Annotated in this window: 13 protein-coding genes, 1 tRNA gene and 1 other RNA gene; 5 read left to right on the forward strand and 10 right to left on the reverse strand. The window is 71.0% G+C overall.

Annotation, left to right across the window (positions count from 1 at the left end; translation table 11 throughout):
* Positions 1 to 50 precede the first annotated feature (50 nt).
* The 4 genes from recA to FQY64_RS04245 all read right to left on the reverse strand — a co-directional run bounded on the left by recA (position 51) and on the right by FQY64_RS04245 (position 5380).
* Positions 51 to 1094, reverse strand: coding sequence for a recombinase RecA (recA, locus tag FQY64_RS04230; RefSeq protein ID WP_146472462.1), 1044 nt, complete (start codon positions 1092 to 1094; stop codon positions 51 to 53).
* Positions 1095 to 1264: 170 nt separating this feature from the next.
* Positions 1265 to 1906, reverse strand: coding sequence for a transcriptional repressor LexA (gene lexA / locus FQY64_RS04235; RefSeq protein ID WP_146472463.1), 642 nt, complete (start codon positions 1904 to 1906; stop codon positions 1265 to 1267).
* Between the two features lie 60 nt (positions 1907 to 1966).
* Complete coding sequence (locus FQY64_RS04240) at positions 1967 to 2494, reverse strand: CinA family protein (RefSeq protein WP_146472464.1); 528 nt, start codon at positions 2492 to 2494, stop codon at positions 1967 to 1969.
* A 288-nt stretch (positions 2495 to 2782) separates the two neighbouring features.
* Complete coding sequence (locus tag FQY64_RS04245; RefSeq protein WP_146472465.1) at positions 2783 to 5380, reverse strand: TonB-dependent receptor; 2598 nt, start codon at positions 5378 to 5380, stop codon at positions 2783 to 2785.
* Between the two features lie 251 nt (positions 5381 to 5631).
* Here FQY64_RS04245 and mutS point away from each other — a divergent pair, with 251 nt between their 5' ends.
* Together mutS and ffs are read left to right on the forward strand one after the other, a co-directional pair.
* Positions 5632 to 8169 carry a DNA mismatch repair protein MutS gene (mutS, locus tag FQY64_RS04250; protein WP_146472501.1) on the forward strand — a complete coding sequence of 846 codons (2538 nt, stop codon included), beginning with the start codon at positions 5632 to 5634 and terminating at the stop codon, positions 8167 to 8169.
* Between the two features lie 217 nt (positions 8170 to 8386).
* Positions 8387 to 8483: signal recognition particle sRNA small type (gene ffs, locus FQY64_RS04255), an RNA gene on the forward strand.
* 93 nt (positions 8484 to 8576) lie between these two features.
* Here the strand turns inward: ffs and moaC are convergent.
* From moaC to FQY64_RS04270, 3 genes are read right to left on the reverse strand one after another with little or no spacing between them, the layout of a single operon-like run.
* Positions 8577 to 9068, reverse strand: coding sequence for a cyclic pyranopterin monophosphate synthase MoaC (moaC, locus tag FQY64_RS04260; protein WP_146472466.1), 492 nt, complete (start codon positions 9066 to 9068; stop codon positions 8577 to 8579).
* 43 nt (positions 9069 to 9111) lie between these two features.
* The gene (locus tag FQY64_RS04265; protein ID WP_146472467.1) at positions 9112 to 9870 is read right to left on the reverse strand and encodes an MBL fold metallo-hydrolase; all 759 of its coding nucleotides are present in this window, start codon (positions 9868 to 9870) and stop codon (positions 9112 to 9114) included.
* Complete coding sequence (locus FQY64_RS04270; protein ID WP_146472502.1) at positions 9870 to 10619, reverse strand: 3-deoxy-D-manno-octulosonic acid kinase; 750 nt, start codon at positions 10617 to 10619, stop codon at positions 9870 to 9872. The genes FQY64_RS04265 and FQY64_RS04270 overlap by 1 nt, the downstream gene beginning before the upstream one ends.
* A 21-nt stretch (positions 10620 to 10640) precedes the next feature.
* Between FQY64_RS04270 and FQY64_RS04275 the strand changes: the two genes are divergently transcribed.
* A complete protein-coding gene (locus FQY64_RS04275) occupies positions 10641 to 11690 on the forward strand; it encodes a glycosyltransferase family 9 protein (RefSeq protein ID WP_186760849.1) in 1050 nt (349 codons plus the stop codon).
* Positions 11691 to 11777: 87 nt separating this feature from the next.
* On the opposite strand, the gene FQY64_RS04280 is transcribed toward FQY64_RS04275, so the two are convergent.
* Positions 11778 to 11868, reverse strand: a tRNA-Ser gene (locus FQY64_RS04280).
* A 97-nt stretch (positions 11869 to 11965) separates the two neighbouring features.
* Here FQY64_RS04280 and FQY64_RS04285 point away from each other — a divergent pair.
* Positions 11966 to 12373 (forward strand): DUF6165 family protein, encoded by a 408-nt coding sequence (locus FQY64_RS04285; RefSeq protein WP_146472468.1) that lies wholly within the window; start codon positions 11966 to 11968, stop codon positions 12371 to 12373.
* A 112-nt stretch (positions 12374 to 12485) separates the two neighbouring features.
* Positions 12486 to 13190 (forward strand): PP2C family protein-serine/threonine phosphatase, encoded by a 705-nt coding sequence (locus FQY64_RS04290; RefSeq protein WP_146472469.1) that lies wholly within the window; start codon positions 12486 to 12488, stop codon positions 13188 to 13190.
* Positions 13191 to 13303: 113 nt separating this feature from the next.
* Here the strand turns inward: FQY64_RS04290 and dnaQ are convergent, their stop codons facing one another.
* Both dnaQ and rnhA read right to left on the reverse strand, forming a co-directional pair.
* Entirely contained in the window at positions 13304 to 14044 is a 741-nt protein-coding gene (gene dnaQ / locus FQY64_RS04295) for a DNA polymerase III subunit epsilon (protein ID WP_146472470.1), read from the reverse strand.
* Positions 14045 to 14081: 37 nt separating this feature from the next.
* Positions 14082 to 14546 carry a ribonuclease HI gene (gene rnhA, locus FQY64_RS04300; protein ID WP_146472471.1) on the reverse strand — a complete coding sequence of 155 codons (465 nt, stop codon included), beginning with the start codon at positions 14544 to 14546 and terminating at the stop codon, positions 14082 to 14084.
* Between the last annotated feature and the right edge of the window lie 2 nt (positions 14547 to 14548).

Raw genomic sequence — 14548 nt, forward strand, 5'->3', positions numbered from 1 at the left:
GCGCGGCGGCGTCTGACGAGGACCCACCGCCGCGCACCCGGCTCCGGATTTCAGTCGTCGAGGCCCGCGAGGTCGTCCTCGCCGCCGCCGCGCGACACCACGGCGGGAACGAACTTCTCGCGCAAGGCCGCCTCGAGGCGGGCGGCGACCGCCGGGTTCTCCTTGAGGTACTGGCGGGCGTTCTCCTTGCCCTGGCCGATGCGTTCGCCGTCGTAGCTGTACCACGCGCCGGACTTCTCGACCAGCTTGGCGTCCACGCCCATGTCGATCAGCTCGCCCTCGCGCGAGATGCCCTCGCCGTAGAGGATCTCGGTGATGACCTGCTTGAACGGCGGCGCCAGCTTGTTCTTGACCACCTTGATGCGGGTCTGGTTGCCGATGATCTCCTCGCCCTTCTTGATCGCGCCGATGCGGCGGATGTCCAGGCGCACCGAGGCGTAGAACTTGAGCGCGTTGCCGCCGGTGGTGGTTTCAGGGCTCTGGCCCGGCATCATCACGCCGATCTTCATACGCAGCTGGTTGATGAAGATCACCAGGCAGTTGCTGCGCTTGATGTTGGCGGTCAGCTTGCGCAGCGCCTGGCTCATCAGGCGCGCCTGCAGGCCGGGGAGCTGGTCGCCCATCTCGCCTTCGATCTCGGCCTTCGGCGTGAGCGCGGCGACCGAGTCGACGACGACCAGGTCGACCGCGCCGGACCGCACCAGCATATCGGCGATCTCGAGCGCCTGCTCGCCGGTGTCCGGCTGGCTGACCAGCAGGTCGTCGACGTTGACGCCGAGCTTCTGCGCATAGACCGGATCGAGCGCGTGCTCGGCGTCGATGAAGGCGCAGGTCCCGCCGTTCTTCTGGCACTGGGCGATGGCCTGCAGGGTCAGCGTGGTCTTGCCCGAGGATTCGGGGCCGTAGATCTCGACCACGCGCCCCTTCGGCAGGCCACCGATGCCGAGCGCGATGTCCAGCATCAGCGAGCCGGTGCTGATGACCTCGGCGGCTTCCGCGCTGCGGTCGCCCATCCGCATCACCGAGCCCTTGCCGAACTGCTTCTCGATCTGGCTGAGGGCCGCGGAGAGCGCGCGCTTCTTGTTGTCGTCCATCGTCGTCGTCCTGGTGGTGTGCGGATTGGCGGCTAGCGTAGGGGGTGGCGGTCGCAGCGGTTAAGACGGCCGCGTCGGGGGCAGTGTGAATCGTTCGGCGGGTGGCCGCCTCGGGCGGAATCCGAGCGACGGCTGGGACTGCGCCGCGCCGCGTGCCGGAAAGGGCCGGCTCACCGGTTGGGCCTCACCAGGCCGCAGTACAGGCCCTCGATGGCGAAGTCCTGGCCCGGCCGCACCTCGATCGGCGCGTAGTCGGGATTGCGCGGCAGCAGGCGGATGCGGTCCTTCGCGATCTTCAGCAGCTTGACCGTCACCTCCTCGTCGATGCGCGCCACCACGATCTGCCCGGAACGCGCTTCGCGGGTGCGGTGCACACCGATCAGATCGCCGTCGAAGATGCCCTCGTCGCGCATCGAGTCGCCCTTCACCCGCAACAGGTAATCCGGCTGCGGAAAGAACACGCTGCGATCCATCAGCACGACCTCGTCGGAGCCGATGTCCGCGCCGATCGGCACGCCTGCGGCCACCTGGCCGAGCACGGGGAGCGCCAGCGCGTGTTCCTCGGCCGGCTTTGCCGCCGCTGCCGCTTCCGACGACGCCGGCGGCCGCAGCAGGCGCAAGCCGCGCGCGCGGCCCGGCAGCCGTTCGATGTAACCCGCGCGTTCCAGTGCCTCCAGGTGGTACTGCGCGGCACGCACGCTGGAGAAGCCGAACGCGCGCGCGATCTCGGTCTGGCTGGGCGGCAGGCCCTCGTGCTCGATGCGCTCGGCGATCAGCTCGAGGATGGCGCGCTGGGTGTCGGAGAGGCTCATCGTTAGTAGTAATACTACTAACCCTTGCCGATTGCAACGCCGTTGGGCGCAGGCCTGGAATCAGGCCGAAGCGGCCGTCGGATCGTCGCCGAGGAGCTGGCGGCGCAGGCCCTCGAGGGCGGCGGCGGTCGTCCGGCGGCGCACCGCCTCGCGGTCCCCATCGAAGCGGAACACCTGCGCCTGCGGATAGCCGCCGCGGCGCTTCCAGGCGATCCAGACGGTGCCGACCGGCTTGTCGGCGGTGCCGCCGCCGGGACCTGCGATGCCGGTGACGGCGACGGCGAGGTGCGCGCCCGAGTGCACCAGCGCACCGGACACCATCTCGATCACCGTTTCGCGGCTGACCGCGCCGTGCGCCTCGAGCGTCTGCGGGCGCACGCCCAGCAGCGCCTGCTTGGCCTCGTAGCTGTAGGCCACCATGCCGCAGTCGAACCAGCCGGACGATCCGGCAATATCGGTCAGCGTCTTGGCGATCCAGCCGCCGGTGCAGCTTTCGGCGGTGACCAGCATCAGACGCTGGTCGAGGGCGTGGCGGCCGACCTGTTCGGCGAGGCGGCGCAGCGCGCTGTCGTCAGGGGGAAGCGTCATGGGCGGACTATAGCGGCCGCGGGTACGGCGCGAAGCGGGAGAGGGGCTTGAGTACCAGCGAGGGTGGTGGCGGTCGGCGCTCGGGGCCCTCACCCCTCGTCCGGCCCGCCGCAGTGCGACGGGCGTTCGTCGGCGCGCGAGCCTGCGGCTCGCGGACGCGCCTCCTCACCCCGCAAGCGGGGAGGGGCTTGAGTACGAGCGGGGTGGTGGCGGTGGGCGTTCGCGGGACTCACCCCTCTCCCTCGCGGGAGAGGGGTGCGAAGCGCCGCGACGGGCGTTCGTCGTCGATCAGTACGCGACGCGGAAGGTGACGCCGTAGGTGCGCGGGGTGCCGAGGAACGCGTTGTAGGAATTGAACGGGTTGCCCGGCACCGGGGAGACGTTCTGCAGCGGCGCGTCGAAGCCGACCTGGACGTACTCCTCGTCGGTGATGTTCTGCCCCCACAGCTCCACCGACCAGCGCTTGTTGCGCGCGCCGATCACGAAGCGCGCGTTCAGCACGGTGTAGGCGTCCTGCATCTTCTCGACGTCGAGGTCGGAGCCGGTGTTGTAGTCGGACATGTACTTCGCCGCCAGATTCACCCGGCCGATCAGATCCGGCCCGAAGCCCCATTCGTAGGTGACCGCGGCGCTGCCGGACCAGTACGGCGCGAAGCTGACCTGGTTGCCGGGCAGTTTGTAGAGCGCGCCGGTGGGCGCGATGAAGTCGCCTCCCGGACGCTCGTCGCCGTAGCGGGTGTCGGCGTACATCAGGCCGCCCTGCACGATCAGCCCGCGCATCGGCTGCCAGAGGATCTCGGTGTCGACGCCCTGCGATACCACCTCGGGAATCGAGCGCACGACGAAGCTCGTGCCGAGGAAGCTGTTGAGCTGGAAGTCCTCGTAGGTCTGGTGGAACAGGGTGGCATTGATCAGCAGGTTGCCGTCGGCCCAGGTGGTCTTGGCGCCGAGCTCGTAGCTGTCGACGAACTCGCCGGGGAACGAGGTGTCGGCCACCGGCAGGATGCCCGCGCCGCCGCTGGACAGGCCGGTGTTGGACTGCACGCGGTCGAGATTGAAACCGCCCGCCTTGTACCCGCGCGCGGCGGAGACGAAGGTCATCACATGGTCGTTCCAGCGGTACGCGGCCTTGAGCGTGCCCGACCACTCCTTCTCCTCGCGCTCCTGGTGCGTGACGCGGCCGTTGTGCAGCGGGTTCGCCCACGGCAGGCAGCTGTAGCCGACGATGTTGCTGACGATCGCCTGCTGCTGCGCGGGCGGCAACGCGGCGAACGGCACGCCGCGCGCGGTCAGCGCGGCGGCGATGCGGCCGATCGCGGCGGGGCTGACGGCGCCGTTGGGAGCGAAGAAGCTCGCGCAGCCGATGCTGCCGTTCGGATTGCTGTAGCGCGAATCGAGCTCCTTGTCCTCGCGCGTGTAGCGCAGACCGAGAGTCAGGTCGAGCGCATCGGTGACGCGCCAGGTGTTGTTGGTGAACAACGCGGCGCTGCGCGCGTTCTGCGCGTAGCGGTCGCTGGCGCCGAAGCCCTGGAACGCGGTGTTGAACGGCCGCCCGGTCACCTGCGAGAGGAACAGCGGCGCGTCGGGGCGTTGGCCGAGCGCGGGATTGATCAGCGACACCAGCGCGGTGGACAGGTAAGGCTCGTACGCGGCGCCGATGCGGTAGGTCTCGTTGCGGGCCAGATCTTCATCGGAATAGAACAGACCGATCATCCAGTCGACCGCGCCGCTGGTGCCGGTCAGGCGGAACTCCTGGCTGAAGGTTTCGAACCGCGTGAGCGACTCGTCCTCGTCCGCGTTGCGGTACAGCACGTCGGCGCTGGAGAAGTCGAAATCGAGGCCGTTGATCGACTGCCAGTCGCGCTGCGCGGTGATCGAGGTCAGCGTCGCCGATTCGAACCACGGCACGATCCAGTTGACCTCGGCCGAGACGCCCTTGTCCTTGAGGTCCTGCTCGGTGCTGCGGTTGCTCCAGGCCACGCGGTCGAACGGGCGCGCCACCGGCGCGACGCCGCTGTCCGGCGAGAGCGCGTCGATGATCGCCGCGGTCGCGCCGCGCACCACGGTCACGCCGACGCAGCAGTTCTCCTCGCGGCTGGTGTAGTCGGCGATCAGGTTGATGTCGACCGCGTCGGTGGGCTCGAGTAGCAGCTGGCCGCGCAGGGTATGGAAGTTCTGATCGCCGTCGGCGGTTTCCTCGCGCGGGCCGGCGCCGGTGCGCACGTCGGTGAACCCGTCGCGCTCGCGCTTGGCGGCGTAGACGCGGAACGCGGCGTTCTCGCCGAGGGCGTCGTTGTAGCTGCCGGCGATGCCGAGCGCGCCGTAGTTGCCGATCGTCAGCTCGCCTTCCACGCGCTGCTGGTAGTCGGGGCGACGGGTGATGATGTTGATCACGCCCGCGGACGTGTTCTTGCCGAACACCGTACCCTGCGGGCCCTTCAGCACTTCGATGCGTTCGACCTCGCCGAGGTCGCCGAAGCCGACGCCGTTGCGCGGCCGGTAGACGCCGTCGATGACCACGCCGACCGAAGACTCGAGGCCGGCGTTGTCGCCGACGGTGCCGATGCCGCGGATGCGGGCGACGGTCTGCGCCTCGCTCTGCGTGCTGGTGACGGTGAGGCCCGGCGTCAGCACCTGCATGTCCTTGATGTCGCGCACACCGGCGTCCTGCAGCAGTTCCTGCGGCAGCGCGGTGATCGCCACCGGCACATCCTGCAGGGCCTCCTCGCGCTTCTGCGCAGTGACCACGATGCTGGACAGCGTGGTGGTCTCGTCCTCTTCGGTCGGCGCGGCGCTGCCTTCCTGGGCCTGCACCGGTGCGCTCGCGGCAATGGCCATCACGATCGCAAGCGCCAGCCGGGCGCGTTGCGGAGTCTTGCTCGGCATCACGATTTCCCCCTCGTTCGGTTGGTCGCAGCGGAAGCCGGGCCTCCCCTGGCCGTCCGTGGCGGCACCGTGCTCGGCATGCCCGGCCACGCTAGCACTTTCTTAACGGCGCCCGTGCGGCGCCGCAGCAATCCGTGCTGGCATACTTCCGGCCGTTCCGCGCCCGCTCCGGGCGCGCGCTTTTTCCGACGCCCGCCGTGTCCGACACCGCCCTGTCCGCCGCCGCGCGCAACGCGGAGCACACCCCGCTGATGCGCCAGTACTTCGCCGCCAAGGCCGAGTACCCCGACGTGCTGCTGTTCTTCCGTATGGGCGATTTCTACGAGCTGTTCTACGACGACGCCCGCAAGGCGGCGCGGCTGCTCGACATCACCCTGACCCAGCGCGGCGTCTCCGCCGGCCAGCCGATCCCGATGGCGGGCGTGCCGGTGCATGCCTACGAGAGCTATCTGGCGCGGCTGGTCGCGCTCGGCGAATCGGTGGCGATCTGCGAGCAGATCGGCGACCCGGCGCAGGCCAAGGGCCTGGTCGAACGCAAGGTGGTGCGGGTGGTCACGCCGGGCACGGTGACCGACGAGGCGCTGCTGTCCGAGCGCCGCGACACCCTGCTGATGGCGGTGGCGCGTGGCAAGGCCGGCTATGGGCTGGCCTGGGCCGATCTCGCCGGCGGGCGCTTCCTGGTCAACGAAGTGGGCGGCGAGGACGCGCTCGAGGCGGAGCTGGCGCGGCTGGAACCGGCCGAAGTGCTGCTGCCCGACGAAGAAGGCTGGCCCGCATGCCTCACCCAGCGCAGCGGCGTGCGCCGGCGCGCGCCGTGGCTGTTCGACGCCGACAGCGGCCGCCGCCAGCTGCTGCGCTTCTTCGGCGTGCACGACCTGTCCGGCTTCGGTCTGGAGGACCGGCCGCTGGCGGTCTCCGCCGCCGCCGCACTGCTGGGCTATGTCGAGGAGACGCAGAAGCAGCGCCTGCCGCACCTGACCTCGATCGCGGTCGAGGCCGGCGACGGCGCGATCGCGATGAACGCGGCCACCCGCCGCCATCTCGAACTGGATTCGCGCGTCGACGGCGACCACCGCACCACCCTGCTCGGCGTGCTCGACAGCACGATCACGCCGATGGGCGGACGTCTGCTGCGACGCTGGCTGCATCGTCCGCTGCGCGACCACGCCACCCTGCGTCTGCGCCACCAGGCGGTGGCGACGCTGCTCGAGCAGCGCGCCTGCGAACCGCTGCGCGAGCGTTTCCGCGCGCTCGGCGATCTCGAACGCATCCTCGCCCGCGTGGCGCTGCGCAGCGCGCGTCCACGCGACCTGTCCACCCTGCGCGACGGTCTGGCGATGCTGCCGGAGATCCGCGCCCTGCTCGCCCCGCTCGACTCGCCGCGGCTGCAGGCGCTCGCCGCCGAGCTCGGCGAGCACACCGACAATGCGGCGCTGCTGGCGCGCGCGATCGTGGCGCAGCCGCCGGTGCTGGCGCGCGACGGCGGGGTCATCGCCGACGGCTACGACGCCGAACTCGACGAGCTGCGCCAGCTCGCGAGCAATGCCGACCGGTTCCTGATCGATCTGGAAGCGCGCGAGCGCGCCGCCACCGGCATCGCCACGCTCAAGGTCGGCTACAACCGCGTGCACGGCTACTACATCGAGATCAGCAAGGCGCAGGCCGACAGGGCGCCGACGCACTACACCCGCCGGCAGACGCTGACCGGCGCCGAGCGCTACATTACCGAGGAACTGAAGCAGTTCGAGGACAAGGTGCTGTCGGCGCGCGAACGCGCGCTCGCCCGCGAGCGGCTGCTGTACGAGCACCTGCTCGATGCGCTCAACGGAACGCTCGAGCCGCTCAAGCGCTGCGCGGCGGCGCTGGCGGAGCTCGACGTGCTGGCCTGCTTCGCCGAGCGCGCGCAAAGCCTCGACTGGTCCGCGCCCGAGCTGCGCAACGAGCCCGGGCTGTGCATCGAACGCGGCCGCCATCCGGTGGTGGAAGCGGTGCGCGACGAGCCGTTCGAGCCGAACGATCTGATGCTCGACGGCGGCCGCCGGATGCTGGTGATCACCGGCCCGAACATGGGCGGCAAGAGCACCTACATGCGGCAGAACGCGCTGATCGTGCTGCTCGCGCACATCGGAAGCTTCGTGCCGGCCGCGCGCGCGGTGATCGGACCGATCGACCGCATCCTCACCCGCATCGGCGCGGGCGACGACCTCGCGCGCGGGCAATCGACCTTCATGGTCGAGATGGCCGAGACCAGCTACATCCTCCACCACGCCACCGACTGCTCTCTGGTGCTGATGGACGAGATCGGACGCGGCACCTCGACCTACGACGGCCTCGCGCTCGCCGAGGCATGCGCGCGCCATCTGGCGCAGGTCAACCGCGCCTACACGCTGTTCGCCACGCACTACTTCGAGCTGACCGCGCTCGCCGAGCCCGGCAGCGGCATCGCCAACGTGCATCTGGATGCGGTCGAGCACGGCGACCGGCTGGTCTTCATGCACGCGGTGAAGGACGGCCCGGCCGACCGCAGCTTCGGCCTGCAGGTGGCCGCCCTCGCGGGGCTGCCGAAGGCGGTGATCGCGCAGGCGCGCGCGCGACTGGCCGAGCTCGAACAGCAAAGCCGCGACGCGCCGAAACCCTCGCTCACACCGCTGGCGCTGGACGCGCCGCAGCAGTTCGGCCTGTTCCCGCCGAGCAACGCGGCGCTCGAGGCGCTGGCGGCGCTCGATCCGGACGAGCTGACGCCGAAACAGGCGCTGGAGGCGCTGTACCGGCTGAAGGGGCTGCTGTAGACGGGCTTCGGCCCGCCATCGGCCTGCGGCACGCAAGCGCGCCTCGTCACCCGATGAACGGGCGAGGGGTCGCAATACGCGGAACGAAGGCCTCACCGCGATCGCGTTCAGCCGCTGCGACCCGACGCGCCGCGTTGTGCGCTACACTGCGCGCCCTCGCGAAGCCGTCGCTGGCGTTCGCCGCGCGGCGACATCGCGCACACGTCCATGGTGGCCCCGTTGGCGCCTCCGCGACGATAGGTCGAAAACCCCGCCAGGGCCGGAAGGCAGCAACGGTATCGGCTGATTCGGGCGCCGGAGTCACGCTGGCGGGGCCGCCGCCTTTTCGCGGCAACGCAACCGTCCCGCCGCGCCCCGCCCTCTACGCGATACGTAGCGGGCACCGCCAGCCGCGCACGCGGCGCAGCTCAGCCGGTTTCCCCGAAATCCCGCCGGCCGCCGCGCTTGGCGAGCACCCGCGCCGGCCCCAGCACGATGCGGTGGCCGAGCGCCTTGCACATGTCGTAGACCGTCAGCGCCGCGACCGTGGCGCCGGTCAGCGCCTCCATCTCCACGCCGGTGCGGTGGGTGGTGCGCACCGCGCATTCGATCCGCAGACTGCGCTCGTCGTGCCAGTCGATCGCGATCCGGCAGCCGTCGATCGGCAGCGGGTGGCAGAACGGAATCAGCTCGTGGGTGCGCTTGACCGCCAGGGTGCCGGCGACGACGGCGGTATCGACGATGCCGCCCTTCGGCCCGCGCAGGCCGGACGTGCGCAACTGCGCCGCCACGGCCGGCGGAAAACGCACCCGGCACTCCGCGCGGGCTTCGCGCGCGGTCACCGGTTTTCCCGACACGTCCACCATCGCCGGCCGCCCGGCGGCGTCCAGGTGGGTGAGCTTGGGTGCGTTGCGCGCCATGGCGCTCTCCAGACGAAGCGGACCGGCGATTGTAGGCGCGATGTCAGAGCGGCTCCGCGCGCGGCGCGGTCGGCTCGGCCAGCGCGATCGCCTCGCCGGGCTGGGCGACGCGGTACCCGCGCGCGCGCAATGCCGCCCCGTCGCCGGAGCTGGCGTAGTGGTACAGCACGCAGCGCGCGAGCAGGCCGGGCGGGTATTCCCGCTCGAGATCGTCGATGCCGCTGTGCGACGGATTGCCATGCAGGGCGCAGTCGTGCGCGACCAGTTCGCGGTCGTTGGCGACCGCCGCCAGCATCTCCGGAATCGGGCGGGTGTCGCCGGTCCACACCAGGCTGCCCTGCAGACGCAGGCCGAATGCGGTGTCCGGCCAGTGATGACGCACCGGAAAGGTCTCCAGACGCACGCCGTCGTGCCAGAACGCGCGCCCCACCGGGATGAGCTGGAACGCGTCCCAGAAATTCGCGCCGCCCTCGGCCAGCACGTTCGGATAGTCGCCTACCCGCTGGTGCAGATGCGGCACCAGCGCCGCCGGCACGTACAGCCGCACCCGGCCGCGCCGTTGCGCGTCGAAGTAGGTGGCCACGAACAGGCGTTCGAACCCGGCGATGTGGTCGAAATGCGTGTGGGTCAAGAACAGCGCCCGCGGCGGCTCGCCGTAGTGCGCAAGGCAGGCGGTCAGCCCTTCCCCGCCGCAGTCGATGGTCAGCCACGGCGCGCCGTCGCGCTCGATGGTGGCCATCGCCGAGCCCAGTTCGACCGCCGCCGCGTTGCCCACGCCGTGGAAGCGCAGCGCCCAGACCATCAGTACCCCCGGCTCCAGTTCTGGTCGTAGGCGCCGCGCAGGCGCGACCAGCAGGTCAGCACCTCGTCCACGCCGCGCGTGCCGCGCACCTTCAGCAGCGAGCGGCGCAGGCGCGCCAGATTGCGCTCGCGCCAGCCCGTTTCGGGAATGCGCAGGCGGCCGCGGTCCAGATCGATCACCCAGCCGCGGCGCGCGTCGTCGAACAGCAGGTTGTGCGCGTTGAGATCGGCATGATCGAGGCCGGCGCGATGGCAGCGCGCGATCAGGCGGCCGGCCTCGGCCCAGGGCGCCTCGGCGCCCTCGTCGGCGAGACGGTCGGCGAGCGATCGCACGTCGGCGATGCGTTCGATCAGGATCGCCGCGCGATACGTCCAGCCCTCGCGCCGGTACCAGGCGGCGATCGGCCGCGGAACCGGCACGCCGCGCCGCGCGGCCGCGCGCAGCAGCCGGAACTCGACGAAGCTGCGCGTGCGGTGCGGGCCGTGGAACAGGTAGCGGTCGCGGCTGATGCGCGCGGCGAGACCGCCGCGCCGGTAGTGGCGCAGCACCGCGGCGCCGAATGGCGCATCCACGAACCAGGCGCTGCCGCGTCCGCCGCTCGCCACGGGCTGCGCGTGCCCGCCCCAGGCGCGCGGGTCGAACCATTCGGCCCTGGCTTGCCGCACGCGCGTCTGGTCGAACAGAATCGCGCCGTCTCCGCGTTCGTCACGCAACGGCGTCAACCCCTCGGCGGCGTCGTACCCCAGCATCCGGCCGAGTCTAGCAGCCACGTGCAAACGATTCCCCGCTCCCTCTGCCTGCTGCGGCTGTCCGCGCTCGGCGACGTCACCCACGTGGTCCCGCTGGTGCGGACGCTGCAGGCGGCATGGCCGGAGGTGGCCATTACCTGGGTGATCGGCAAGGCGGAGCACCGTCTGCTGGCCGGCCTGCCGGGCGTCGAGTTCGTCGAATACGCCAAGGACAGCGGCCTGCGCGGCATGCGCGAGGTCCGCCGCGCCTTCGGCGGACGCCGCTTCGACGCGCTGCTCCATCTGCAGGTGGCGGCGCGCGCCAACCTGCTGTCCGCCTTCATCCCCGCGCGGCGGCGGATCGGCTACGACCGCTCGCGCTCGAAGGACCTGCACGGGCTGTTCGTGCGCGAGCGCATCCCCGACCGGCCCGGCATCCATGTGCTCGATGCGATCGGCAGCTTCGCCGAGCCGCTCGGCCTGAAGCAGACCACGGTGCGTTGGGATCTGCCGGTGCCGGACGAGGCCCGCGACTGGGCCCGCGCGCGGTGGCCCGAGGACGGCACGCCGACGCTGCTGGTCTCGCCCTGTTCGAGCCACGTGCTGCGGAACTGGCGCGCGGAACGCTACGCCGCGGTCGCCGACCACGCCGCCTCGCGCGGGTGGCGGATCGTGCTCTGCGGCGGACGCAGCGAGCTGGAGCGGCGCACCGCCGACGCCATCCTGGCGGCGATGCGCGCCCCCGCCCTCGACCTGGTCGGCAAGGACACGCTCAAGCAACTGCCCGCCCTGCTCGAACGCGCCACGCTGGTGATGACGCCCGACTCCGGCCCGATGCACATCGCCAATGCGGTGGGCACCCCGGTGCTGGGCCTGCACGCGGCCAGCAACCCGCGGCGCAGCGGGCCGTATTCGGACATCCGCTACTGCGTGGACCGCTACGACGCCGCGGCGCGCGCGTTCCTGGGCAAGCCCGCCGAGGCGCTGCGCTGGGGCACCAAGATCGAGTTCCCGGGCGTGATGGACCTGATCGCCGTCGCCGACGCCGTCGACGCCTTCGAGCGCTTCCGCGCCGATCGCGGCCTGGCCTGAGCCGCCGGGCGGGCGCGCCATCCGCCCTCTCTCTGCGGGCTGTCTCCAGACGCGCGAAAGGCCCCGCGCGGGGGCCTTTCGTGTATCTGGCGGAGAGGGTGGGATTCGAACCCACGGTACGGTAGAACCGTACACCGGATTTCGAATCCGGCGCATTCGACCACTCTGCCACCTCTCCGGGTGGGCCGCGAATGATACGGATGCGACCGCGGCGAGACAAGGCAGGGGCGGTGGCGGGCGCTACACTGGGCGGCCCCATTCACGAGCTGAACCGCATGTCCGAGATCCTGGTGCCGGTGTCCTTCGGCGAATTGCTCGACAAGATCGCCATCCTGCAGATCAAGTCCGAACGCATCGCCGACGAAGCCAAGCTGGCCAACGTCCGCAACGAGCTGTCGGCGCTGGAGCGGACCTGGATGGCGCACCCGGCCGCCGGGCACGACATCGCCCGCCTGCGCGCCGAGCTGAAAGCCGTGAACGAGCGGCTGTGGGACATCGAGGACGCGATCCGGATCAAGGAGAAGCGGCAGGAGTTCGACGCCGAATTCGTCCGCCTGGCGCGCAGCGTCTACTTCGAGAACGACGAACGTGCGCGGATCAAGCGCGAGATCAACACCGCGCTGGGATCGACCTACGTCGAGGAGAAGTCCTACCAGGACTACCGCACCGGCGCGGCGCCCTGAGCCGGGCGGATTCCCGCCCCCCGGCTGGGGGTTTGCCCGCGCTTCCGACACGGGCCCGCTGCCGCCGCCTGCGCTACCCTCGCCTCTGCCGCACCGCAGGGACGCCCTGCCGATGATCGAATTCGGACACCTGACCCACGTCGGCCTGCGCCGCGACCTCAACGAGGACACCTACTACGCCGACGGCGAGCTGGGCCTGTGGCTGGTGGCCGACGGCATGGGCGGGCACCAGTACGGCGAGGTGGCGAGCGCGCTGGCGCGCGACACCCTGGTGCGCGAAGTGGCGCGCGGCGCGAGCCTGGAGCAGGCGATCCGCACCGCCGACGAGGAGATCATCCGCACCTCGCGCCGCCGCAACGACGCGCTGCCGATGGGCACCACCGTGGTGGCCGCGCGGATCCAGGGCCGGCGCTTCGAAATCGCCTGGGTGGGCGACAGCCGCGTCTACCTGTGGCGCGACGGCCAGCTCGTGCAGCTCTCGCACGACCACAGCTACGTCGAGGAACTGATCGCCGGCGGCGTGATCACCCGCGAGCAGGCGCGCACGCATCCGCATCGCAACGTGGTCACCCAGGCGCTCGGAGTGACCGACCCGGCCCAGCTCAACGTCGAAACGCTGACCGGGGAGCTGCGGCCGGGCATGCAACTGCTGCTCTGCAGCGACGGCCTCACCGAGGAGGTCGACGACCGCAACATCGCCCAGGTGCTGGCGATGACCGACTGCAGCGCGCAGGAATGCGTCGACACGCTGGTGGCCGCGGCGCTGGACGGCGGCGGCTCGGACAACGTCACCGTGGTGCTGGTGCGCTACCTGTAACCCGCTGCGACGCCACGCGTCTTCCGGCGCGGCCGGATCAGCGTCGGCCGAACGGACTCCACGGTCGCGCTCGCGACGACGGCGCGCTCCGCAGCTACTCCCTCCTGCGATCCCTACGCCGGCTCGGCCTCGACCGCCTCGATCCGCGGTTCGACCGCGTCCCACACGCACTGCCCGCCGGCTTTCGCGCGCAGCTTCTCCAGTCGCGCGGCGTGCGCCGCCAGCTCGTCCTCGCTGACGCGCACGCGCGGACGCGGCGCGGTGAGGTCGTAGCGCAGCTCGGCGGCCGCGGTGCCCGCCTCCGCGTCCTCGGCCAGGGCGAAGCCGATCTCGCTCTGGCCCGACGTCAGCGCCAGGTAGACCTCGGCCAGCAACTGCGCGTCCAGCAGCGCGCCGTGCAGTTGGCGGTGCGAGTTGTCGATGTCGAACCGGCGGCAGAGCGCGTCCAGCGAATTGCGCTGGCCGGGGAAGCGCTGCCGCGCCAGCGCCAGCGTGTCCTCGATGCTGCAGCGGTCGGCCAGGCGTCCGTACTGCGGGCCGAGCCGGGACAGTTCGTAATCGAGGAAGCCGACGTCGAACGCGGCGTTGTGGATGACGAGCTCCGCGCCGTCGATGAACGCCAGGAACTCGTCGACGATCTCGGCGAATTTGGGCTTGTCGGCGAGGAACTCGAGCGTCAGCCCGGTGACTTCCTGCGCGCCGGCCTCGAAATCGCGCTCGGGATTGAGGTAGCGGTGGAACGTGCGACCGCTCGGACGGCGCTCGACCAGCTCGATGCAGCCGATCTCCACCACCCGGTGTCCGCGTTCCCAGCTCAGGCCGGTGGTTTCGGTGTCGAGAATGATCTGTCGCATCGACTTCGGTGTGGGCGGGCGTCGCGGAGCGCGCAGACTAACCCGAACCCGTCGCAGTCGCCGACGCGCCGCGCTGGCGGACCGCCTCGGCGCGCGCCAGCGCGTCCACACGCTCGTTCTCGGCGTGGCCGGCGTGCCCGCGCACCCAGTGCCAGCGCACGACGTGGCGCCGGGTGGCGGCGTGCAGCCGCTCCCAGAGATCGCGGTTCTTGACCGGCTCGCCGCCGGCGGTGCGCCAGCCGCGCGCCACCCAGCCACGGATCCACTCGGTGATGCCCTGTCGCAGGTACTGGGAATCGGTGTGCAGGTCCACCTCGCAGGGCTCGGTGAGCGTCTCCAGCGCCTGGATCGCCGCCATCAACTCCATACGGTTGTTGGTGGTGAGCGGCTCGCCGCCGGCGATCTCGCGTTCCCGCTCGCGATAGCGCAGCAGCGCGGCCCAGCCGCCGGGACCGGGATTGCCGAGGCAGGCCCCGTCGGTGTGGATTTCGACCTTCTTCATCG

This window comes from Vulcaniibacterium thermophilum (assembly GCF_007923255.1).
Lineage (GTDB): Bacteria > Pseudomonadota > Gammaproteobacteria > Xanthomonadales > Xanthomonadaceae > Lysobacter_F > Lysobacter_F thermophilum.